The sequence below is a fragment of the Paenarthrobacter sp. AT5 genome (assembly GCF_032764245.1).
Classification (GTDB): domain Bacteria; phylum Actinomycetota; class Actinomycetes; order Actinomycetales; family Micrococcaceae; genus Arthrobacter; species Arthrobacter ureafaciens.
In genome coordinates this window covers 2,875,950-2,898,276 of sequence record NZ_CP136441.1, presented here as the reverse complement: position 1 = coordinate 2,898,276, position 22,327 = coordinate 2,875,950, and the positions used below count along the sequence as shown (strand labels likewise).

Sequence of the window (22,327 nt, the reverse complement as noted above, 5' to 3'; positions counted from 1 at the left end):
ACATGACCACGCCATCCAGCCAGGACCTCCTGCCAGCCGAACTCACCATGGGCACTGTCATGCTCAGGGTCGGCGACATGAAGGTGATGAGCGACTATTACCAGCGCGCCCTCGGCCTGCAGGTCATAGCGGAGCAGGACGGCGGCCTGTACCTGGGCCGCCTGGGGAAGCCGGTGGTCCATCTGGCTCCCGCAGCGGGCTTGCAGCTGCCCGGGCGCGGGGAAGCGGGGCTGTTCCACACCGCAGTCCTGTTCGAGGACCAAGCGTCCCTCGCCGCCACCATTGCCACGGCCGGGCAGTACGAACCCCGCGCGTTCGTTGGCAGCGCTGACCACTTGGTGAGCGAAGCCTTCTACTTCACCGACCCCGAAGGTAACGGCATCGAGTTGTACTACGACAAGCCGAGGAACGTCTGGCAATGGGACGGCAAGAACGTGGTCATGGACAACGTGGCGCTGCCTCCGCAGGCGTACCTCCAGCAACACCTGAGCGAGGCCGCCATCGTGGGGCAGCAGGGGGCCGCAGCCGGGATCGGGCACGTCCACCTCCAGGTGGGCGATGTTTCCACAGCGCAGAAGTTCTACGTTGACACCCTTGGCTTTGAAAAGACCGCGGGGTGGCATGGCCAGGCGCTGTTCGTCTCGGCGGGCGGCTACCACCATCACATGGCCATGAACGTCTGGAACAGCAGGGGAGCGGGCCCGCGCAAGGACACTCTGGGCCTGGGTGAAGTGCTCATCGAAGTCCCGTCGAATGATGACGTCGCAGCGCTCGCCGACCGTCTCCGCGTGGCCGGCCTGCAAAGCCACCACACCGGCCTTGAGCTCCGCTTCGAGGATCCGTGGCGCAACCAGCTGCGGGTTGCCGTCCGCTGAGGCGGCATCCGCCGGCGCGTGGCTGCATTAGGCTAGGCGATGGCGGTGCCGGTTCCATGTCCTGCGCAGCCTCCCGCGGTTGGGCGGGGCATGTCAGCACGAAGGAAATGAGTACGTTCCATGGGCTTTGCCGAAATCTTTGTAGCCACCCACGATGAAGCCCTCAAGCGGGCAGCTGCACTCGAACGCGGCGCCGATGTGGCCGGTTCTGCTGTGCGCATCGAAGGCATCACCGATTTTGAGGTGGAGCAGCTCGGTGATCTTGCAGGGCAGGCAGTGCACGCCTCCGGCGCTGATTATGAACTCGCCCTGGTGGACGTCACCAGCGATTCGCTGCTGGGTGTTCCGGAAGCAATGGTGCGGGCCCTCGCCGAGCTGCTGACCTACCAGAGCGAAGGCGACGGCAACGTGCTGGACGACGTCGCAGAGGCCTGGGCTGCCCAGGAGGACATGCCGTTCGGCGCTGCGGAATCCCGCGGGTACGTCCAGCAGTTGGCTGCACTTGCCAGCGATGTCGAAAAAATCGACCGCGCCGGCCTGTATGTGTGGTCAATTTCCTGAACCTCGCAGGCAAGTGCGCGGGGCGAAGTCGTAAATACTCCTGTCATCTGGCACAATAGACAGGTACTCGATCGGTGCGGCCCCTCTCTCCGTGCTCGTATCTTGTCCTTCGAACCCCCTAGTATGGCCCGCCCCACGGGTGCAGAACGTCGGGTTCACCCTCGTTTCAGAAACAGGAGTGACCACAAAAGTGGCCGTAAAGATTCGCCTTAAGCGCTTCGGTAAGATGCGCGCACCGTACTACCGCATTGTCGTCATGGATGCCCGCGCCAAGCGCGACGGCCGTGCCATCGAAGAAATCGGCAAGTACCACCCCACCGAAGAGCCGTCGTACATCGAGGTCGCTTCCGAGCGTGCCCAGTACTGGCTGTCCGTTGGCGCCCAGCCGACCGAGCAGGTTGCCGCGATCCTCAAGATCACCGGTGACTGGCAGAAGTTCAAGGGCCTGCCTGGCCAGGAAGGCACCCTGAAGACCAAGGCTCCGAAGGAAGCTTTCGTGGCTCCGGAGAAGGGTTCCGTCATCATTCCGGAAGCCATCACCAAGAAGGCCAAGAAGGAAGAAGCCGTCGAGGCTGAAGCAGAGACCACCGAGGCTGAGTAAGTTGCTGGCAGAAGCGCTCGAACACCTGGTCCGTGGGATTGTTGACAGTCCGGACGATGTCAAGGTCAGTGGCAAGAACAACCGCCGCGGGGAATCCCTCGAGGTGCGTGTTCACCAGGACGATCTCGGCCGGGTAATCGGTCGCCAAGGACGCACCGCACGCGCACTGCGCACGGTGGTTGCGGCTTTGGCCGGTGGCGATCAGGTCAGGGTTGACGTCGTCGACACCGACCGCCGCCGGTAACGCGCTCAGCATTATTTGCCTTTGGTCCGGCCCCTCCACCGAATATGGTGGAGGGGCCGGATTGCTTTATCAACCAAACACCCCCGCGGCCACGGCCCGCGGATGAAACCAGAATTCAGAGGAACCCATGCAGCTCCAGGTGGCCCGGATCGGCAAACCCCACGGCATCCGCGGCGAGGTCACGGTCCAGGTACTGACCGACGCTCCCGCTGAGCGGTTCGTCGCGGGAACAGAGTTCGTAGTGGAGCCGGCCTCCTCCGGACCGTTGACCGTCCGCAGCGCCCGCTGGAACAAGGACATCCTCTTGCTCGGTTTCGAGGAAGTGGCAGACCGCAACGCAGCGGAACTGATCCGCGGAGCCAAGCTCTTCATCGAAACCGAAGACCTTGATGAGGATGACGACGAAGGCTGGTATGAGCACGAACTGCTGGGCCTCCAGGCCAGGGTCGGCTCCCAGGTAGTGGGGAAGGTCGCGGCGCTCAATACGATGCCGGCGCAGGACCTGCTCGTGGTCGAAACCGGAGACGGCAAGGAAATCCTCATTCCGTTCGTGGATGAGATCGTCCCCGAAGTCAACATTGAGGCGGGCTACATCCTCATCACTCCGCCCGCAGGGCTCTTCGAGATCAACGACGACGCCGAACCCGCCGAGGGGTCCGCTGAATGAGGATCGACGTCGTCAGTATCTTCCCGGAGTACCTCGCGCCCCTGGAACTCTCGCTCATCGGCAAGGCCCGCCAGGACGGGATCCTGGAACTGAATGTCCACGACCTCCGGACTTTCACCTCCGACAAGCACCGGACAGTGGACGACACCCCTTACGGCGGCGGTGCAGGCATGGTCATGAAGCCCGAGCCGTGGGCCCGGGCGCTGGAGTCCGTGGCCCCGGACGCGCAGAAGAAGCCGGTCCTGATTGTGCCATCCCCGGCCGGAGAGCGTTTCAACCAGGCACTCGCCTACGAGCTCGCCGAGGAGGAGCACCTCGTTTTCGCGTGCGGCCGCTACGAAGGCATTGATGAACGGGTTATCGACTGGGCGCATGAGCATTTCACGGTACGCCCGGTCAGCCTGGGGGACTACGTCCTGAACGGTGGCGAAGTGGCGGTGCTTGCGATGGTGGAAGCAATCGGCCGCTTGTTGCCCGGTGTCGTGGGCAACCCGGAGTCCCTGGTTGAGGAGTCCCACTCCGATGGGCTGCTGGAGTACCCGGTCTACACCAAGCCTTCATCCTGGCGGGAGCATGACGTGCCGGACGTCCTCCTCAGCGGCAACCACGGAAAGATCGCGCAGTGGCGCAAGCACCAGCAGTTCCGCCGCACAGCGGAACGCCGGCCGGACCTCCTTGCCGGTTTTGACGCCTCCGGATTGAGCCGCGCAGACCGAACCGCACTGGCTGACCTGGGCTACGACGTCGTTGACGGGCGCCTGAGCCCCCGCCCTGGTGCCGTCCCGGACGAAAGGTCCTGACCGCCGTCGGGCGCTGACTGGCCTGATTGGCTCGTTGGTGCCGCTTATGGCAGAATTAACCCTTGTGTCTACTGGGCTGCCACCTGCCACAGGGGGAGTTCAGCCAACAGTCGGACAAACGGTGGCGCCAATCAGCGGCGGCACCGTTCACAAAGAATCTTCGGCGGAAATTTCCGTGGGCCTCACTGCCCCGGGCTTGTCCGCCGTGACCCAAAGTGAATGACCTGTGGCGTTCACCAGGAGTGGATTAATGCATATCCTCGATAGCGTAGATGCAGCCTCGCTGCGTAACGATGTTCCGGAGTTCCGCGCGGGCGACACCCTCAAGGTTCACGTCAACATCATCGAAGGCAAGAACTCCCGCGTCCAGGTATTCCAGGGCTTCGTCCTGGGTCGCCAGGGTGACGGCGTTCGCGAAACCTTCACCGTACGCAAGGTTTCCTTCGGTGTCGGCGTAGAGCGTACCTTCCCGGTACACTCCCCGATCATCGACAAGATCGAGGTCGTCACCAAGGGTGACGTCCGCCGCGCCAAGCTTTACTACATGCGCGCACTGCGCGGTAAGGCTGCGAAGATCAAGGAAAAGCGCGACTTCGCCAAGTAAGTCCACCAACTTACGCAACGGGTCCAGGATTCGTGCCCGGAGGGTTCCGGAGCAATCCGCAACGCAACACAGGATACGAGTCATGGACACAGCAGAACGCCAGCCCCGGAAACAGGGCTGGCGTTTTGCGTTGCTGGCGCTGGTGCTCGCGGTGGCCATCAGCGGCCTGGTCCGGTCGCTGTGGATCGACGTCTATTACATCCCGTCCGAATCCATGGAACCGCTCCTGGAAACAGGCGACAGGATCCTTGTATCCAGGACGGCCTTCAGCGATGAACCCATTGCCCGGGGCGACGTCGTGGTTTTCGACGGCCGCGGTTCCTTTGCCCCGCTCAGCAGTGGAAAGGGTCCCTTGGTGGACGCCGTCAACGCCGCCGGGCAGTGGTTCGGCCTGATAGGCAGCGATACCACCTATGTGAAGCGGGTCCTGGGTATTCCCGGTGACCACGTGCAGTGCTGCGATGACGCCGGACGCGTGACGGTCAACGGCCAGGCCGTTGAGGAGCCCTACCTCTTTCCGGGCGACGAGCCGAGTAAGCAAAAGTTCGACGTCGTTGTGCCCGAGGGGCGCTTGTGGCTGATGGGCGACCACCGTTCCCGTTCCGCCGATTCCAGGGCGCTGCTGGGGGCGCCAGGTGGCGGTATGGTTCCGATCGACCGGGTTATCGGTAAGCCGGTCCGGATTATCTGGCCACTTGATAGATTTGCAGAGATGCCTCGCTACCCGCAGGCCACCCCGACAAAGAACGGACACTAAATGCCGGACAGAGTTCCAGAAAATCCCGAGAGGCACGACGACGACGCGCGGCTCTTGGATGGAACCCCCGGCACCGAAGGTGCCACTGAACGGGAAACGGGTACCGAAGGTGCCACTGAACGGGAAACGGGCACCGAAGGTGCCACTGAACGGGAAACGGGTACCGAAGGTGCCACTGAACGGGAAACGGGTACCGAAGGTGCCACTGAACGGGAAACGGGTACCGCGGGTGCCGACGACACCCGGGCTTCGCGTAACGCACGGGGAGGCAAACGCACGCAGAACGTGGCGATTGTGTGGCTCAAGGAAATCGTCACGGTGGTGGCCATCGCGTTGGTGCTGTCTTTCCTCCTGAAGACATTCCTGTTCCGTGCGTTCTGGATTCCGTCCGAGTCGATGGAAGCTACCTTGGACGTCAACGACCGGATCTTCATCAACCTGCTGGTACCGGGGCCCTTCGACGTGGCCCGCGGGGACGTGGTGGTCTTCAAGGACTCCCAGGGGTGGTTGACGCCGATCGAGAAGAAGCCGGCGGGCCCCATGGACTGGGTCGGTGACACCCTTGAGTTCGTTGGCCTCATGGCCGATGACAGCGAACAGCACCTGGTCAAGCGTGTTATTGGACTGCCCGGAGACCATGTGACGTGCTGCGACGCCGGGGGACGGGTGAGCATCAACGGCGTTCCCTTGGACGAGACCTACATCAATCCCGCAGAGGTGCCCACCCCGGACACCTTCGATGTGGTTGTTCCCGAGGGCAAGGTCTGGGTGATGGGGGATAACAGGAACCACTCGGCGGACTCACGCTTGCATCAGGAGGCCAACGGTGGCTTCATCAATATTGAGGATGTGGAGGGCAAAGCGGAAGTCATCGCGTGGCCCATCAGCAGGTGGAGCGTCCTGGACAGCCACTCCGACGTTTTCAAGAATGTACCCGCCGGCACAACAGGTAAGTAGATGGCAACGGCAGCAAACCGAACCAAAGGCACGGCCCCGGCCAAGGCAAAGGCGAAACTCAAAGGCGGCCTGAAGGCCAGGGCGAAGCAGGTTGTGGAATTTCCCACTCTGGACGTCGAACGCACCTTCCTGGCCTCCGGTGCCCGGCTCCTCGCCGGCGTTGACGAGGTGGGCCGGGGTGCGCTGGCAGGTCCGGTAAGTGTTGGAATTGCCGTGGTGAACCTTGAGGATCATCCGCTGCTGGCCGACGTCCGGGACAGCAAGCTCCTCAAGCCCGAGGACAGGGACAGGTTGGAGCCCTTGGTCAGGGAGTGGGCTGTTGCCAGCGCGGTGGGGCATGCCTCGTCGCAGGAAATCGACTCGATCGGGATCATCGCCGCCCTTCGCCTTGCCGGCACCCGGGCATGGTGCGAGATCCTCTCCGGAGGCATCACGCCGGATGTGGTGTTGTTGGATGGCAGCCACAATTGGCTTTCTCCTGAAGTCCAGGTTTCGCTGTTCGACGCGGCGCCGGAGGGGCCCGGCTGTGAGGCTCCGGTCCACACCCGTATCAAGGCGGACATGAGCTGCTTGAGCGTGGCCGCAGCCAGTGTCTTGGCCAAAGTCGCCAGGGACCGCATCATGGTTGATTTGCACGCCGAGGTTCCGGCGTACGGATGGAATGAAAACAAGGGCTACGCCACTCCCGCGCACCGTGAGGTTATCCGGACCCGGGGCCCAAGCGCGTACCACCGGACAAGCTGGCATCTGACGGGCCCGGAGGTCTCTTGACGAGCCGCGGAGTGCCGGCCCGACGCTCCTGGCTTTGTGGATCCGGCCAATGGTGCAAGATGGAACTATGAGCGCCGAAGACCTTGAGAACTACGAAACCGACATGGAGCTGCAGCTCTACCGCGAGTACCGGGATGTGGTCGGGCTGTTCAGCTACGTGGTTGAAACGGAACGGCGTTTCTATCTGGCCAATCACGTGGACCTGCAGGCCCGGAGCGCCGATGGTGAAGTCTACTTCGACCTGACCCTCCAGGATGCCTGGGTTTGGGACGTCTACCGTTCTGCGCGCTTCGTCAAGAACGTCCGCGTGATCACGTTCAAGGACGTGAATGTGGAGGAACTTCCCCGCAACGAGGACCTGGCGCTGCCCAAGGATGGCGACCTGGGGGATCTCGGCAACTAGCTCCCGCTCCACTTTTCCTCCACATTCGTCCCGTGTGGATGGATTGTCCACATAGACGCATCATGAGCTGCCCTCAAAGGTCGCCAGCCGGAAGGCTTGGTGGCGGAGGTGGTGCTCATGCGAGCAAAGGACGTTCTTGGCCGCGAAGGCGAAAGCGTGGCCGCTGCATTTCTTGAAGGCCAGGGAATGCAGGTTGTCGATCGCAATTGGCGGTGCGGGGAAGGCGAAATAGACATCGTCGCCCTTGACGGCGACACCCTGGTCATCGCCGAGGTGAAGACCAGGCGAAACGTGGCCTTCGGCCATCCCTTTGAAGCAGTGGGACCGGAGAAGCTGGCCCGGCTTCATCGGCTGACATCCTCATGGTGCAGGGAACGCGGGGTGAACCCGTCGCGCCGCCGCGTGGACGTCGTGGGCGTTATCCACGACGGCGTGGGGTCACCGCACGTCGAACACCTCCGGGATGTGTGCTGATGGCCGTCGGGCGCAGCTACGGAGTAGCCCTCGTGGGGCTGAACGGCTACATCGTGGAAGTCGAGGCCGATATCGGCCAAACGCTCCCCGCCTTTGTGATCCTGGGTCTTCCGGACGCTGCGTTGAATGAGGCCAAGGAACGGATCCGGTCTGCTGCCAGGAACTCCGGGATTCCCTTGAGCAGGCGGAAGATCACCGCCAACCTGATCCCCGCATCGCTGCCGAAACGGGGTTCGGGGTTTGACCTTGCTATTGCCATGGCGGCATTCCAGGCTGCCGAGGACGTCAGGTCAACCAGCGGCACGGTGTTCATCGCCGAACTGGGCCTGGACGGCAGGCTGAGGCCCGTGAGGGGTATCCTGCCCGCCGTCATGGCTGCGGTGAATGCGGGCTACCCGGACATTGTGGTGGCCGAAGCAAACGCAGCAGAGGCCAGGTTGGTGCCGGGCGCGCACGTCCGCGGGTACACCACGCTCGCGCGGCTGGCCTACGATTTTGGCGCAGATCCCAAAGAGCTGGCTTTGGACTTTGACCCACCAGCGGAGGACGCGCCTGAGGGGGACGGCTGCACGGAAGCCCTGCCGCCCGACCTGAGCGACGTATCCGGCCAATCCGAAGCGCGGCAGGCATTGGAGGTCGCAGCGGCCGGTGGTCACCACATGCTGCTGACCGGACCTCCGGGTCTATGTCCTTAACCATGCATGCGTGAGGCCGACGAGCGGGGACAGATTTACCGTCAACCATTCGCGCGAGCGTGGAAGACGGCGAGCCGTGAGCACGGACCTCGACCCGGCGATGAAGACCAGTGGGCTAAGCCATTTCGTCGTGGTCTCTCCGGCGAAAGTTGTGGGACCCTGCCGTGCGATATGCCTAGACAAAGAGGCCGTTCAGGCGGAACTTTCGCCAACCATAGTCGGGGCGCTGAACTTCTACCCTGGGCACCAGCAATGCTGATGTGGTTGCGGGCCTGGAACCGGTCCGAGGCGCTTCGTACAGTCCACCGTCTGGCCCGGCAAGCCGGCGTGGATGGCCGCATCAGCCCGAACAGCTGCGGCACACTTTTCCACGACCGCCTTGGACAACGCCGTGGCCCTCCAGGATTTGCAGGACAGTCTCGGGGCAAGCGTATCCGCGGACCACGCGGCGTTACGACCGCTCACGGCACAAGCTGGCACTGCATTCAAGGGCAGACCGGGCTCCCGTGCAAGGGTCCAAGCTGCGCCCGGCGCTACCCGATGACCTCGAGCTCCTTGAGCTTTCCAAGCGCCACCCCAGCAAGGAATTGTGCCTGATCAACCAGGACACTGTCGTCAAACACTGCCCGCGGTGAGTGCATGGGTGCCCACTCCACGGGGTCGATATCCGGAGACCCTGCTCCAAGGTGCCCATATGCGCCGGGGACCTCCACGAGGACGCGGGAGAAATCGTCAGAGCCGGTCCGCGGGGACGGGCTCTGTACAAACCGATGCTCTCCGAAGAACGTGCGTGCAATCTTGCCCCAGAGTTCGGCGTCACTGTCGTGATTGACGGTCGCCGGCATTATTGGAGTGAACGTTGCCTCGGCCGTCAATTGATGAGCGGTCGCAAGTTGCCGGATAAGATCCGGCAACTCCTGTGCGAGCCGCGCTTCCACATCGGGGCTGAAAGACCTGACACTGGCTCTGAATTCCGCCGAATCAGGTATGACATTAGAGGCGGAACCGCCATGGAATTGCCCCACGGACAGTACGACGGGATCAAAAACGTTGAATCGCCGCGTGATGTACGTCTGTAGCGCGCCCAGCATTTCGGCAGCTACCTGTATTGGATCCAGAGCCTGGAAGGGGCGCGAGCCGTGCCCACCACGCCCGATAACCTTGACGGACAGATCTCCGAAGGCAGCCATGTAGGAGCCGGAACGGGTTGTGAACAGGCCTGACGGGACGTCCGAAACGACATGCAGGGCGTAGGCAGCATCCGGTCGCCTGCCTGCTGCGCTAAGAACGCCTTCCTCCAGCATGATGCGCGCCCCATCATGCCCTTCTTCCCCTGGTTGGAACATGAAGATGACGTCACCCGTCAGGCTGTCACGTACGGACGAGAGCAGGCGGGCAGCACCAACCAGGCCTGCTGTATGCAGGTCATGACCACAGGCATGCATCGCTCCATTGGTCGATGCAAAGGATAATCCCGTCTTTTCTGCGACGGGAAGTGCGTCCATGTCACCTCTGAGCAGTACAGTTGGGCGGGTCCCAAAGGGGGCCTCGGTGGCACCGCCGCGCAGTACCGCAACCACGGACGAGGCTGCTTCTCCGAGGGTTACTTCGAGGTCGAGGGCCCTGAGTGCTTCAAGGACACGGGCCTGGGTGCGGGGCAGATGCAGGCCAACTTCAGGGTCTGCATGCATTTCCCTGCGGAAATCAACCAGGTTACTTCCGAAGGACGGGATCGCCGCTGAAGCGCCCTCAAGTAAACTCAGCGATGAAAAACGTCCCATATCTGTCGTTGAAGTATCTGTCATTGAAGGACTTTCTCGTGTTCACCGTCCCCGACCCACTAACATTTCCTGAGAGTCTGGGGGAGGAAACCCGCTTCTTGGCTGCGGGTCGCGGTTCCGGATTTTTCTGGTACAAGCCCCGCCGGGGCTGGCTTTTGCTTGCTGGAGTCGGAAGCCTTTAGAGCGGGAGATCCGACCTGTCCACGCCAATCACCCGGTCGCCGGTGAAGAAGCGCACACCGTAATGGGGACCGTGGCCTCCAATACCGCTGGTACCCCAGAAGCTCTGGCGCGAATTGCCGGCCAGGTCGCTCATGAACGTACCGTTGATGCGAACCTCCCCGGCACGAATACGGGAGGCCACTTTTATGGCCCTTGCTTCGTAGCCACCGAATACGTAGGCATCCAGGCCGGTTGCGAGGCCGTTTGCATGGGCAAGGGCCTCCTCGACCGAATGCACGGGGTGTACCGTGACCAGGGGCCCGAATAGCTCCTCCGTTGCGGCCTCGGCCGCGCACCCGACGATCATGCCCGGTGCCATGAACCAGCCGTCAAGATCCGGCAGGTCGCCGCAGGTGACGAGCTCCCCTCCAAGCTCGAGGAGTCGATTCACTGAGGCTTTCAAGCCATCACGCTGCCGCTCAAACGCCAGTGGACCCACCTGCGTTGCCTCATCCAAGGCATTTCCGACCCGAAGCTTACTAAGCTCATGCTTCATGGCTTCAACGAAACGGTCGTGAATCGATCCGTCAACAAGCACCTTGCCGGGCGCCTCACACCACTGGCCATTAAGACGGGTCATGCCCTGCACAATGGACTGTGCCGCCGAGCTGACGTCAGCGTCATCGAGAACGACCACGGGATTGTTGGATCCGAGCTCCATCTGCATGACTGCCAGATTGGATGCGGCAGCTTGCGCGACTGTGCGGCCTGCGGAATCGCCACCGGTGAATGAAAGAGCCTGGATCCTGGGGTCCGATGTCAGCAGTGCTCCTGTCTCCGAATTTCCATGAACCAGCTGAAATGCGGCGCTCGGGTAACCGAGTTCGGTCATGGCAGCCACGATCGACTCGGCGAAGAGCTGGCACCCGCTGGGGGCGTTCTCGGATGGTTTGAGGATGACGGGGCAACCGGCCGCCATGGCTGCCGCCACCTTGCCGACCACTGTGAACGTTGGGGCATTCCAGGGGCCGACGATGAGGGCCGGGCCGAGGGGCTTGCGCAGGATGACCACAGACCTGTCGTGGTCAAGGGTCTCCGATTCACCAAGCTGCTCCGCTTCACGGATAGTTCCGCGGATTCTGTCACCAAGTGCGCCGGCAATCAGGCGGGTGGTCCGGATAGGAACCCCCGTGTTGATGCTGTCCTGGAGCGCGATTTCTTCGCTCTTCGCATCGAGGGACGCGGCTACCTTCGTCAGGAGCTCAAGGCGGTCCCGGAGTTTGATGTCTTCAAGTTTCCCGGACCCGTGCAGTGTCGCCGCTGCGGCGAGGGCGCGCTCGACATCATCTTTTCCGGTTTTGCGCATTGGCTGCCGGGGTTCGCCGGTATTTGGGTTGGTGAGGTAGCGGCCGTTTTCCTCGAGCTGCAGCCATGTGCCATCGACATAGGAGCGTTGCTCGACAAGGTCGGGGGCAATATCGGTCAGTTGTGCTAGTCCTTCAGCAGTCATTTTGGCTGGCTCCTCTGGTTTTCGTTTGTTGTGACCTTCAGCGGTTGATGTCCCGAAGGATCCACAGCGCCACATTGGGCAGCTTGCGTTCCGGTCCTCGCGTGGTGGCGAGGTCCTGTCATGATTGCCGGACCGCGCTGCCACCGAGACGATCCACGAATTGTCCGGTCAAGGTTTTCTAGTTAGTCATGTTCAGCACAACGCGGACGGTTGACGCTTCCGCCATCGCTTCGAATCCCTCATTGATCCGATCGAAGGGCAGTTGTCTTGTAACCATTGAGTCGAGGTCCAGTCGATTGTTCAGGTAGTGGTCCGTGAACATGTCGACATCACTGAGGAATCGGTTCGCCCCCATGTAGGCGCCTTGCAGGTGCCGGTCAGCGTAGACGAGAGCATCCGCGGGGATCCTCAGTTCCGAGCCTGTGGGCATGAGACCGAGAATGGTTGCGGTTCCGCCCGGGCTCAGTAGTGAAAAGGCGAGTTCCGCTGTCTGGCTGCGGCCCACCGCCTCGATTGCATGGCTAACCCCCTGGGGAAGAAGTGACCGGACCTGGCTGAGTGTGTCCGACGGATCAGGTGACGAGACAACAGTGTCCGTGGCGCCGAAGCTGCGGGCGAGTTCCAGCTTCGCCGGCACGGCGTCGATGGCAATGATTCGTCGTGCGCCTGCCAGTCTGGCACCTTGAATGGCCGCTATTCCGACACCGCCGCAACCGATTACGGCAACAGTATCCTCTGGGCCTACCTTTGCCCCGTGAATGACCGCGCCGACTCCTGTACTGATGCAGCAACCGAGAAGACACGCAACGTGGGCAGGCAGATTCGAGCCGACCACTGCGACCGATGCCTCTTTCACCAGGAAGGCCTCCGCAAATGCGCCGATGCCGCCCAGCGACTCAACGCTTGATCCATCAGGTGAGAGGAGCCTGGGCCGGCGCCGCTCACGCATGGTTTCGATCCGTTCGCACTGGGTCGGGCGTCCGCTGATGCAGTTACGGCATGCGCCACAGGACGGGGTGACGGTTGCGACCACGCGGTCACCGGTCTTGATTCTTGTGACCGCCGAGCCAACGCGCTCGACAATGCCTGCGACTTCATGTCCGAGGACAGCCGGCAGGGAGATATCCAGCGAGCCCTTCAGGTAGTGCAGATCGCTGTGGCAAAGGCCCACTCGCTCCGTCCGGATGAGAACCTCATAGTCCTCCGGATCATCCAGCAGCAGCTCCCGGATCTGGAGAGGTGTTCCGGGCTTTTCCAGCACGGCGGCAAGAATGGGTGTAGGCACTTGGCTTCCTTGAGGGTTGAGGCAGTAGCAGATGGATCCGCTTCGACCATCTTCAGCTCGGATGAACTTTCAAAAGGTGTGTGAGGGGAACAGCCTTTGCGACCCCTATGTGCAAGGTGACCAGCCGCGGTCCATGAGGACCAGGGGAGTGGCCGGGATGAAAAGTCAGCATCCGGTTCCGACTCGGGATCCGCTTCGGTTCTCAGCAACAGGGGCCCACCGTTGAACGTGACGTTCCATGGCGCGGAGGGCTTCCTCCAGCTTCGCCAGCAGTATCCGGGTCTCTTCTTCGGTGATCACCAAGGGCGGGGCCAGGATCGCTGCGTTGTTCAGCGGCGCTATCCCGGCCGGATAGACAATGAGTCCTTGGGCCAGGCATTCCTGCACAAAGGTGGTGGCCGCTGCCAGGACAGGATCGGGCGCCTCCTTGCTTTCCTGGTCCATCACGAACTCGAAGCCCCACAGCAGGCCCCGCCCCCGGACGTCTGCCATGCATTGGTACCTTGTTGCCAGGGAGCGCAGGCCCTCTTCGAGCTGCTTCCCCCGCTGCCGGACGTTTGCGAGGACGTCCCCGCGTTCCATGAAGTCCAGGACTGCCAGGCAGGTTGCTGCGCCCAGGGGGTTCCCCGAGAAGGTGTGGCCGAACGGAGCGACGCCGCTGCCCTCTCCTAGCGCCTCGACGACGTGCCTTCGCATCAGGACGCCAGCAACGGGGGAATAGCCGGCACTCATTCCTTTGCCGATCAGAAGAAGGTCGGGTATGACGTTCTCGTAGGAACTCGCGAACCAGTCTCCCGTCCGCCCGATGCCCGTGATGACCTCATCGATGATCAGCAGCACGTCCAGCCGGTCACAAATCTCGCGAAGTCGGGAGAAGTAGCCTGCTGGAGGCGTGAGGACTCCACCCGCGGCTCCGACGATTGGTTCAACAATGACTGCGGCGACTGTACCAGCGTCCTCCGCCTTTATAGCCTCTTCGAAAGCTTTCGCAGCCCGCTCTGCATACGCTTCCTCACTCTCACCCGGCAGGGCCAGTCGATAAGCATAGGCTGGCGGTGCGAAAGAGAAAGAATGCAGCAAGGACCCGTAGTCCGGGCGGCGTGCTGCATGCCCGGACATCGACAAGGCGCCCATCGTCATGCCGTGATAGCTGATGGTCCTGCCCAGGATTTTGACTTTGCCCGGGAGCCCGCTGTCCCGCCAGTAACTCACTGCGGTACGGATGGCGAATTCGGATGCTTCCGACCCGCTATTGACGAAAAACGCCTTATCGAGGTCTCCGGGAGCAATGTCAGTGAGCCGACGGGCCAATTCTTCTGCAGGCTGGCTGGTGAACTGGGTTCTATATGTGAAGGCCACGCGGCGGCACTGTCCACTCACCGCCGCTGCAATCTCGTCCACTCCATGTCCGATGTTGGCGGCCATGGCACCGCTCGAACCGTCCAGGTATTGACGCCCCTCAGTGTCGTACAGGAAGACACCTTCACCGTAATCCACTACCGGGTACTTCTTGTCAATGATCTGCTTCAACAGAGCGCTGTCGGAAATGGGAAACTCCTTAGACAATTGGTAGCTGCTCTTAGCAGCTGTTCTAAATGCCGTGAACGGTAGAGGTCTTTGTCGCATAGGACGCAGGTGGCCGGCCGCGCAAAGCGCGGCCGGCCAAACCGTTATTTACCCACAAGGGCTTTGGACGACTTCAGCCACGGAGACGAAGCTTTTTCTCAGCTCTCCACGGAACTTTGTTCGCTGCTGGAACCTACCGGGATCAGTGCGGCATACGTCGTTGGCCGCTTGACCCGCATGATCAGCGCGGTAATTACACCCGCAAGGAAGAGTGCAGCCATGAGAGCCAACAGTATTCCCGCCGCCAGGTCGCCACCCACGAGAAGCCCGAAGTTCTGAAGGACCAGAAAGACAATTCCCCCGAGTCCGAGAAGGGCAAGCGCAGGGGCCAGCAACGTACCCCATATTGTCTTGTTGTGTGCATTCCTCCGGAAGAACACGATCACCGCGAGTGACGTGAGAGCCATCAGAACAACGATGCCCAATGTCGCCGAGCCTGAGAACCAGGTGTAGGCCTGCGTTACCGGGTCGAGCCCGATGATCGCCTCGACACCAAGCAGTGCTATCGCGACTACCGAGACGATCAAGGCGGCCCTGGAAGGAGCGTGGTGACGTGGGTGGATTGCACCAAGTCCAGACGGAAGGACACCCTGCGTACCAAGGGTAAAGAGGTAACGGGTCAGTACGTTCTGGAAGGTGAGGATACAGGCGAAAAGGCTCGTGATGAGGAAAACCTGCAGAAGAGTGGCAAGAAGCGGGGAGACGTACTGTCCGGCGAGCCCTACCACGATGCTGGTGGGATCATTCGTCGCGATTTCGACTATCCGGCTGCTTCCGACTCCGGCCTGCAGTGCCCAGGCGGTGAAAGTGTAGAAGATGCCAACGCCAATAACGGCGATATAGGTTGCCCGCGGGATAGTGCGGTCGGGGTCGCGGGCTTCGTTACGGAAGACGGCGGTGGCCTCAAAACCGATGAACGAGAAGAAGGCAAACATCACTCCGAGGGGAACGACGCCTTCGCTTAGCCGCTGCGGCGAAAGTGAATCGGCGCTGAGTCCTTCGGCGCCGCCATGGGCGATCACACCAATATTGACGGCCAGGAGTACCACCGTTTCGATGATCAGAACAACTCCAAGCACCTTGGCGGATAGTTCGACGTCCCGATAAGCGAGGAGCCCGCAAACGACCATGAATGTGATGCTGCAGACCCACCAGGGGAGCTCCGGGCCACCCAGGTCCTGAATGGTTGTCTGGGCTGCCGACCCAAGGTATGACGTCAGGGCAAGAAACAGCAGCAAGTATGTCCCGAGCGCAAAAGTGGAAGCCCCCAAGCCCACGCCCCGGCCCAGCCCCGTCTGGATGTAGGAATAGAACGCCCCGGCATTTTTCACAAAGGGCGTCATTCGCGTAAAGCCAACGGCAAATAGGAACAGAATAGCTGTCGCGATAAGGAAGAACAGGGGACCGCCCGTGCTTCCCGATGCAGAAACGACAACAGGCCAACCAGCTACAACAGCGGTCATGGGTGCAGCTCCCGCCACAACCATAAACACGATCGACCGGACACCCAGGCCCCTGCTGAGCAAGCGGTCCGGGCTCAATATTCCGTTGGGTCCCGCATCCACCGGTTCAAATTTAGTATCTTCGATTGCCATTCGTCCCTCCTGGACGTAGAAGCTGAGTGTCATCGCGACGCCTTCGACAGGGCGGAAATGAACGCCATCGCGGAATCCACTTGAAGGTCGTGGCCCCCTTGCCGCGCCTTCTTGTGAACTGCGTTACAGCCTAGAGTCGGGCAGTGGTCGCCCCTGTGTCAGCTCTGCACACTATCCCCCCAGCGGATGGTCGGAATGCACAACTATCAAGCAGAATCATCGCGGTGTGCATTTTGCACATGCCTCTCTTTGATGTGGTGCCCGCCGCACTCGCTCACTGACCGGATGCCCGGCATGCTCGGTAGCAACGGAGCTTCCCAGACTTCAAAAAGGAACTAGGAATCTTCCGACGAAGACCACTCTCCTGAAGGAGCACCCGAGTATGAGCAGCATCATTTCCGTCTACAATCCCGCCACAGAAGAACTGATCGGTGAGGTCCCCTCGCACGACCTGGCCGAAGTCGACGCCGCTGTCGAACGTGCCCGGAAGGCGCAGAGCATCTGGGCGCGGAAGCCTATCGCCGAACGCCGTGATGCCCTCTGGGCCATCGCAGACGCTGTCATCGCCCACAGCGACGAACTGGCTTTGCTCGAGTCAACCGACGTCGGCAAACCGCTGGCCGCCGCCCGGCAGGAAGTGCTCGGAGTAGCCGAATGCTTCAAGTACTACGCGGGCATTATTGACAAGATCCTCGGCGACACCATTCCCGTCGACGGTGGCATCAGCATGACCTTCCGCGAGCCGATGGGGGTCGTAGCCGTGATCTCCCCGTGGAATTTCCCTCTGCCGATCGCGTCATGGGGAATCGCCCCCGCCCTGGCTTGCGGCAACGCGGTGATCGTCAAGCCGGCTGCCCTCACCCCGCTGTCCACTGTCCGTCTCGGCCAAATCGTGAATGAACTGGGCGTCGTCGGCGATGCACTTCAGATTCTGACAGGCTCCGGGGCACGCGTCGGTAACGCCCTTGCCGAACACCCCGGCGTTAACAAGGTCAGTTTCACCGGTTCCACCGAAACCGGCCGGTCGATTATCCAGGCCGCGTCGAAGACGATGAAGCGGGTCACTCTGGAACTCGGCGGCAAGTCCGCCAGCATCGTCTACAACGACGTTGACCTTGCCAAATGTGTGCAGGCAGCCCCCATGTCCGTCTTCGACAACACCGGTCAGGACTGCTGCGCCCGCAGCCGTTTTCTCGTTCAGCGTGGAGTCTTCGACGAGTTCGTTGAAGGGTTCATCGAATCGACCCGGGCCCTGAAGATCGGTAACCCGCTCGATGCCGCAACGAATCTCGGCCCCCTGGTGTCGGCGAGCCACCGCGAATCCGTGTCCAGCTTCCTCGGTGACGGACTGAACGTTGTCACCGCAGGCGAGGCACCGGAGGGTCCCGGCTTCTGGATGGCACCGCGGATCGTTATTGCGCCGGACCCCAAGAGCCGGGTGGCAACTGATGAGATCTTCGGCCCCATCGCCTCGGTCATCCCCTTTGACACCGAGGAAGAAGCCATCGCCCTGGCAAACAGCTCCATCTACGGGCTCAGCGGCTCCATCTGGACCAACGATGTAGGCCAGGCACTCAGGACAGCACGGGGAGTGGAGTCCGGGGCTCTGTCCGTCAACTCCAACTCTTCGATCCGGATGCAAACGCCCTTCGGCGGCTTCAAGCAGTCCGGCATCGGCCGCGGACTGGGCCAGGCAGCCATCGAGGCCTACACCGAACTCAAAACCGTCTTTGTAAGGACTGATCGTGACAACTGAGACAGGGGAACTGGTCCGCACCGACCAAGGCATCTCTTCCGAAGTTTCCGGTGCAACAGACAGTGCTGTGCAGACCCTGAGCGTGCTTTACGGCAGCCAGACCGGGAACGCAGAATTCCTGGCATCCAAGATCGTGGACAAGGCAAACGCCCAGGGCTATGCAGCCGAGCTGATGAGCCTGGACATGCTCACCCCCGAAGATGCGGCGCGCAAGGACCGGCTGCTGATCGTTACCGCCACACACGACAACGGCCACATGCCCGATAACGCGCAACCGTTTTGGGATCAACTTCAGAGCGCTGGCGCAGACCTCTTTGAGGATGTGCCCTTCGCGGTCCTTGCCATTGGCGACTCGATGTACGAAGACTTCTGCAAGGCCGGCATCGACCTTGACACACGTCTTGGCGAACTCGGCGGCAAGCGGATCCTTGACCGCCTTGACTGCGATGTCGACTATGACCTGACGTCGGGCAAGTGGATCAAGGGCATGCTTGAGACCTTCAAGACAGTTGTTCCCAAGAAGCCAGGCAAAACCCCGCAAGCCTCCTCCGCCCCGGGAACAACGCCCGCTGAGCAGCCCAAAACCACCCGCCGGGAACCTGATACGGCCACTGTCGTCGAGGCCCGCCTCCTGAGCGCTCCGGAGTCTGAAAAAGAGGTCTGGCACTATGAGCTGGAGGTCAGCGGCGACGGCCGCAACTACCGGCCGGGTGACTCACTCGCCGTAATCCCGGCCAACTCCGGCGAGCTCGTCGATGACCTCCTCGCCTTTCTGGGCCTCGAGGGAAGCGAGGTGTTCGGTAACGACGGCAAGACAGTACGCGAGTCCCTCCAAAACGACTATGAGCTTCGGCTGCCTCATCTGGGCATCGTGGCCTGGCTGGTTGAAGATCTCGCGCCCGATCATCCCGTGCGGAACCTCGTCGAGTCCGGTGATCGCCTGGCGTTGGAGAATTGGCTGTGGGGACGGGACATGCTGGACGTCCTGCAGGAAACGAGATCAACAGATGTTGATCCGCACGAGTTCATCCCAATGCTGCGGCCTTTGCAGCACCGGTCTTACTCCATCGCATCCAGTCCACTTGCTGACGGTGACCGTGTCCACCTGACGGTCTCTTCCGTGCGGTACGAGGCTGCCGGGCGCCGGCATTCGGGCGCTTGCAGCGGTTTCCTCCAGTCCGCCGCGGAAACCAAGACGGCCATGAAAGTGTTCCCGCTGCCGGCCCACGAGTTCCACCTGCCCGACGACAGCTCAACTGATGTGATCATGATCGGCCCAGGCGTCGGAATTGCCCCGTTCCGCGGCTTCCTTCGTGAGCGCGAAGTCTCACAGGCCCGGGGACGGAACTGGCTGCTCTTCGGGGACCGTCACGAGAAGCCGTCCTGGCTCTATCAGGATGAAATGGAAGAACTGCAGACCAATGGAGTGCTTGACCGGCTCAGCCTGGCGTTTTCCCGGGATCAACAGGGCAAGGTCTACGTCCAGGACAGGATCCGCGAAGAAGGCAAGGACGTTTTTGCCTGGCTGTCGGGCGGAGCTTCGGTCTACGTGTGCGGCGGCAAACAGATAGCACCTGACATCGACGAAGCCCTGCTGGCGGTGCTGATCAGCCACGGTGCAATGACGCCCGAAAGGGCTTACGACTACCTGCAGTCCATGAAAGGCGAAGGACGTTACGTCAAGGACGTCTACTAAGCTCCCCACCCCTACCCGGTTCCATGGATTTTCGTGCCCTTGGAATCGGGCAGGAACACAGCAAAGCCTTGGCCTGAGTGCAGGGACGCGGTCTTGAATGTGACGTGTCTTACCGGATGCATGTAGGTGGGAATCATGATGTGCACCTTGCACATACGCCCGCGAGACCCCGCATTTAGTGTCTTTAGTAACCGATATCAATGAGGATAAAGAGGTACACAGTGAATCCCATCACACAGGTCCCGGAGGACCTCCAAGAACTCGAGGCAATCGACATGCAGGATAAAACCGCCGCAGCGTCAGCCCACGACGAACTGCAAAAGTTCGTCTCCGAAAACGACATCAAAACCTTCAAAGTGGGCGTCGTGGACCTGGACGGTGTGTGGCGCGGCAAGCGCATCCCCGCCCGGTACTTCCTGGAAAGTGTCGCCGAGCGCGGCACAAACATCTGCAACATCATCTTCGGCTGGGACATTCAGGATGAGATCATTTCTGATCTCAGCTACACCGGGTGGGACTCGGGCTACCCTGACGTGACCCTGCTGCCGGATCTCAACACCCTGAAGGTTGTTCCGGGGGAACCTGGGGTCGCATCCGTCATTTGCGATGCCTACGAAATGTCCGGCGAGCCGGCGGCAATCTGTCCCCGGAGCATTCTTAAGCGGGTTGTGAAGAAAGCCGAAGACCTCGGTTACTCGCCGGTCTGCGCCTACGAGTTCGAGTTTTACCTGTTCAAGGGGACTCCAACCGAGCTTGCCGCCAACGGCTGGCGTGACCTGACTCCCATCACGGCTGGCAGCCACACCTACAGCCTCGTCAGGGACACAGGCACCGAGTTCCTCATCGGCGAGATCCGCCGCCGCCTGTCAGAGCAGGGTATTTTCATCGAGGCCAGCAACAGCGAAAACGGCCCGGGCCAGTTCGAGATGAACATCCACTACTCGGATGCTCTCGCAGCCGCGGACAACGCCCTCCGGCTTAAGGCCACCGTCAAGGAGGTCGCAGCTGAAGCCGGCTACACGGCATCGTTCATGGCCAAGATCAACCCGGAGTGGGCCGGCTCCTCCGGGCACATGCACCAGAGTCTCTGGGATCCGGAATCCGGCAAGTCAGCTTTCGCCAATGCCGAGGAGCCCGGCGAGCTGAGCGCCGTCGGGTACAACTACCTGGCGGGCGTCGTCGAGACGGCGCCGGAGCTTACCGCCCTCTACCTGCCCACCATCAACTCCTACAAGCGGACCGAAGGCGGGCAATGGGCCGGATCCAGCGCCACCTGGGGCCTGGACAACCGTACCGTCGCCATCAGGTCCATCCCGTCAACGGGCAGTGCTGCGCGCATCGAAAACCGGGTACCTGGCGCTGACGCCAATCCTTACCTGGTCATCGCCGCCAGCATCGCCGCCGGCCTGCACGGCGTGGACACAAAGATGACCGCTCCCAAGCGGGTGGTAGGCAACGCATACGCCCTGGAGGAGGGACACCAGGTAAAGGAGCTCCCCGCAACACTCGACCAGGCCATCGAACAGTTCGAGAAGAGCGAGGTCGCCAAGGAGTACTTCGGTGAAACCTTCGTCACGCACTACGTCCAGACGAGGCGCTGGGAGCTCCGCAAGCTTCAGACCAGTGTCACCGACTTCGAAATCGCACGTTACCTGGAACGAATCTAGCGCCCAGTGCAGCGCTAACAAGCGTTTAATACACCGTTTTCCTTACAAGAAAGAAGAAACACCCAATGACTACTCACCCCGGAAAGATCGCCGCAGTCACCGGAGCCGCGTCCGGAAACGGCCTTGCCATCGCAGAAAAGCTGCTCAAGGAGGGCGCCACCGTCGTAGCCCTCGACCGTGACGAAGCCGCGCTCGAGCGCCTGGTTGGCCAGCACCCGGAAATGGTTCCCGTTGTTATGGACGTCGCCGACGAAGCCTCGGTCGGCAGCGGCATGGCCGAGATAGACGCCAAGTTCGGCCGGCTCGACACCCTCGTCAACAACGCAGGCATCGTCAAGGGCAGCAACTTCGATGACCTCGGCGTTGCCGAATGGGACCAGGTCTTCGCCGTGAACTCCACAGGCCCGTTCCTGGTCAGCCAGGCTGCACGTCCGCTGCTGGAGAAGGGCGCCGCCGCCCGAGGCGACGATTCAACCAGCGCCATCGTCAACATCACATCAGTCGAGGCCCACATCGTCATCGCCAGCAGCGGGCACCCCCAGGTGCACTACAACGCTTCCAAGGGTGCACTCCTGATGTTCACGAAGGCTTTGGCCATCGAAACCGCGGCTTCCAAGATCCGCGTCAATGCTGTTGCCCCGGGCTTCATCGAGACCCCGTTCACCAAGTCCGTGCTGGAGAACCAAGAGGCCGTAAAGTTCCTCCTCGACCGTACGCCGCTCGGACGTATCGGCCGCCCGTCCGACGTTGCCAACGCCGTCGCGTTCCTGGCCAGCGACGAGGCCAGCTGGGTGACCGGTACCACCATCCACGTCGACGGTGGCTGGCTGGTTTACTGAC

21 protein-coding genes and 1 pseudogene are annotated in these 22,327 nt (G+C 61.6%); 17 read left to right on the top strand and 5 right to left on the bottom strand.

The genetic code is table 11. The features are described from left to right. The first annotated feature begins 2 nt into the window (after positions 1 to 2). The 13 genes and pseudogenes from RI444_RS13360 to RI444_RS13300 form a co-directional block, all read left to right on the top strand. Positions 3 to 875: a VOC family protein gene (locus RI444_RS13360; RefSeq protein WP_207604502.1), complete on the top strand. Its 873-nt coding sequence runs from the start codon at positions 3 to 5 to the stop codon at positions 873 to 875. A gap of 120 nt (positions 876 to 995) precedes the next feature. Continuing rightward, positions 996 to 1,436, top strand: a complete 441-nt coding sequence (locus tag RI444_RS13355) for a hypothetical protein (RefSeq protein ID WP_166183141.1) — start codon at positions 996 to 998, stop codon at positions 1,434 to 1,436. A 190-nt stretch (positions 1,437 to 1,626) separates the two neighbouring features. Beyond that, on the top strand, positions 1,627 to 2,037 hold the full coding sequence (gene rpsP, locus RI444_RS13350; protein WP_031216024.1) for a 30S ribosomal protein S16: 411 nt from the start codon (positions 1,627 to 1,629) through the stop codon (positions 2,035 to 2,037). A gap of 1 nt (position 2,038) precedes the next feature. Continuing rightward, positions 2,039 to 2,281 carry an RNA-binding protein gene (locus RI444_RS13345; RefSeq protein WP_207604503.1) on the top strand — a complete coding sequence of 81 codons (243 nt, stop codon included), beginning with the start codon at positions 2,039 to 2,041 and terminating at the stop codon, positions 2,279 to 2,281. A gap of 127 nt (positions 2,282 to 2,408) precedes the next feature. Further along, positions 2,409 to 2,948 (top strand): ribosome maturation factor RimM, encoded by a 540-nt coding sequence (gene rimM, locus RI444_RS13340; RefSeq protein WP_021470798.1) that lies wholly within the window; start codon positions 2,409 to 2,411, stop codon positions 2,946 to 2,948. Further along, positions 2,945 to 3,748: a tRNA (guanosine(37)-N1)-methyltransferase TrmD gene (trmD, locus tag RI444_RS13335; protein WP_021470797.1), complete on the top strand. Its 804-nt coding sequence runs from the start codon at positions 2,945 to 2,947 to the stop codon at positions 3,746 to 3,748. Before rimM ends, trmD begins: the two co-directional genes overlap by 4 nt. A 250-nt stretch (positions 3,749 to 3,998) precedes the next feature. Continuing rightward, complete coding sequence (rplS, locus tag RI444_RS13330; RefSeq protein WP_014922079.1) at positions 3,999 to 4,352, top strand: 50S ribosomal protein L19; 354 nt, start codon at positions 3,999 to 4,001, stop codon at positions 4,350 to 4,352. Positions 4,353 to 4,434: 82 nt separating this feature from the next. Next, on the top strand, positions 4,435 to 5,109 hold the full coding sequence (gene lepB / locus RI444_RS13325; RefSeq protein WP_021470796.1) for a signal peptidase I: 675 nt from the start codon (positions 4,435 to 4,437) through the stop codon (positions 5,107 to 5,109). Then, entirely contained in the window at positions 5,110 to 6,066 is a 957-nt protein-coding gene (gene lepB, locus RI444_RS13320) for a signal peptidase I (protein WP_242703045.1), read from the top strand. Then, positions 6,067 to 6,837, top strand: a complete 771-nt coding sequence (locus tag RI444_RS13315) for a ribonuclease HII (protein WP_021470794.1) — start codon at positions 6,067 to 6,069, stop codon at positions 6,835 to 6,837. Positions 6,838 to 6,904: 67 nt separating this feature from the next. Beyond that, complete coding sequence (locus RI444_RS13310) at positions 6,905 to 7,240, top strand: DUF2469 domain-containing protein (protein ID WP_021470793.1); 336 nt, start codon at positions 6,905 to 6,907, stop codon at positions 7,238 to 7,240. 108 nt (positions 7,241 to 7,348) lie between these two features. After that, positions 7,349 to 7,714 (top strand): YraN family protein, encoded by a 366-nt coding sequence (locus RI444_RS13305; protein WP_170828544.1) that lies wholly within the window; start codon positions 7,349 to 7,351, stop codon positions 7,712 to 7,714. Continuing rightward, positions 7,714 to 8,397: pseudogene (locus RI444_RS13300) on the top strand (magnesium chelatase domain-containing protein); the annotation flags it as partial. The gene RI444_RS13305 and the pseudogene RI444_RS13300, both read left to right, overlap by 1 nt. Before the next feature lie 545 nt (positions 8,398 to 8,942). Here the strand turns inward: RI444_RS13300 and RI444_RS13295 are convergent. The 5 genes from RI444_RS13295 to RI444_RS13275 all read right to left on the bottom strand — a co-directional run bounded on the left by RI444_RS13295 (position 8,943) and on the right by RI444_RS13275 (position 16,368). After that, positions 8,943 to 10,214 carry a M20 family metallopeptidase gene (locus tag RI444_RS13295; protein WP_082038884.1) on the bottom strand — a complete coding sequence of 424 codons (1,272 nt, stop codon included), beginning with the start codon at positions 10,212 to 10,214 and terminating at the stop codon, positions 8,943 to 8,945. A 154-nt stretch (positions 10,215 to 10,368) separates the two neighbouring features. Beyond that, positions 10,369 to 11,862, bottom strand: a complete 1,494-nt coding sequence (locus RI444_RS13290) for an aldehyde dehydrogenase family protein (protein WP_021470789.1) — start codon at positions 11,860 to 11,862, stop codon at positions 10,369 to 10,371. A 178-nt stretch (positions 11,863 to 12,040) separates the two neighbouring features. Then, positions 12,041 to 13,147 (bottom strand): Zn-dependent alcohol dehydrogenase, encoded by a 1,107-nt coding sequence (locus RI444_RS13285; protein ID WP_021470788.1) that lies wholly within the window; start codon positions 13,145 to 13,147, stop codon positions 12,041 to 12,043. A 165-nt stretch (positions 13,148 to 13,312) separates the two neighbouring features. Continuing rightward, a complete protein-coding gene (locus tag RI444_RS13280; protein WP_082038885.1) occupies positions 13,313 to 14,713 on the bottom strand; it encodes an aspartate aminotransferase family protein in 1,401 nt (466 codons plus the stop codon). Positions 14,714 to 14,871: 158 nt separating this feature from the next. Next, a complete protein-coding gene (locus RI444_RS13275) occupies positions 14,872 to 16,368 on the bottom strand; it encodes an APC family permease (RefSeq protein ID WP_021470786.1) in 1,497 nt (498 codons plus the stop codon). 382 nt (positions 16,369 to 16,750) lie between these two features. Between RI444_RS13275 and RI444_RS13270 the strand changes: the two genes are divergently transcribed. The 4 genes from RI444_RS13270 (at position 16,751) to RI444_RS13255 (ending at position 22,326) form a co-directional block, all read left to right on the top strand. Further along, entirely contained in the window at positions 16,751 to 18,124 is a 1,374-nt protein-coding gene (locus RI444_RS13270) for an aldehyde dehydrogenase family protein (protein WP_316963818.1), read from the top strand. After that, entirely contained in the window at positions 18,114 to 19,820 is a 1,707-nt protein-coding gene (locus tag RI444_RS13265) for a sulfite reductase flavoprotein subunit alpha (RefSeq protein WP_316963817.1), read from the top strand. Before RI444_RS13270 ends, RI444_RS13265 begins: the two co-directional genes overlap by 11 nt. A 221-nt stretch (positions 19,821 to 20,041) precedes the next feature. Next, complete coding sequence (locus tag RI444_RS13260) at positions 20,042 to 21,487, top strand: glutamine synthetase family protein (protein WP_316963816.1); 1,446 nt, start codon at positions 20,042 to 20,044, stop codon at positions 21,485 to 21,487. A 65-nt stretch (positions 21,488 to 21,552) separates the two neighbouring features. After that, complete coding sequence (locus RI444_RS13255; protein ID WP_133830835.1) at positions 21,553 to 22,326, top strand: SDR family NAD(P)-dependent oxidoreductase; 774 nt, start codon at positions 21,553 to 21,555, stop codon at positions 22,324 to 22,326. Position 22,327: the final 1 nt, after the last annotated feature.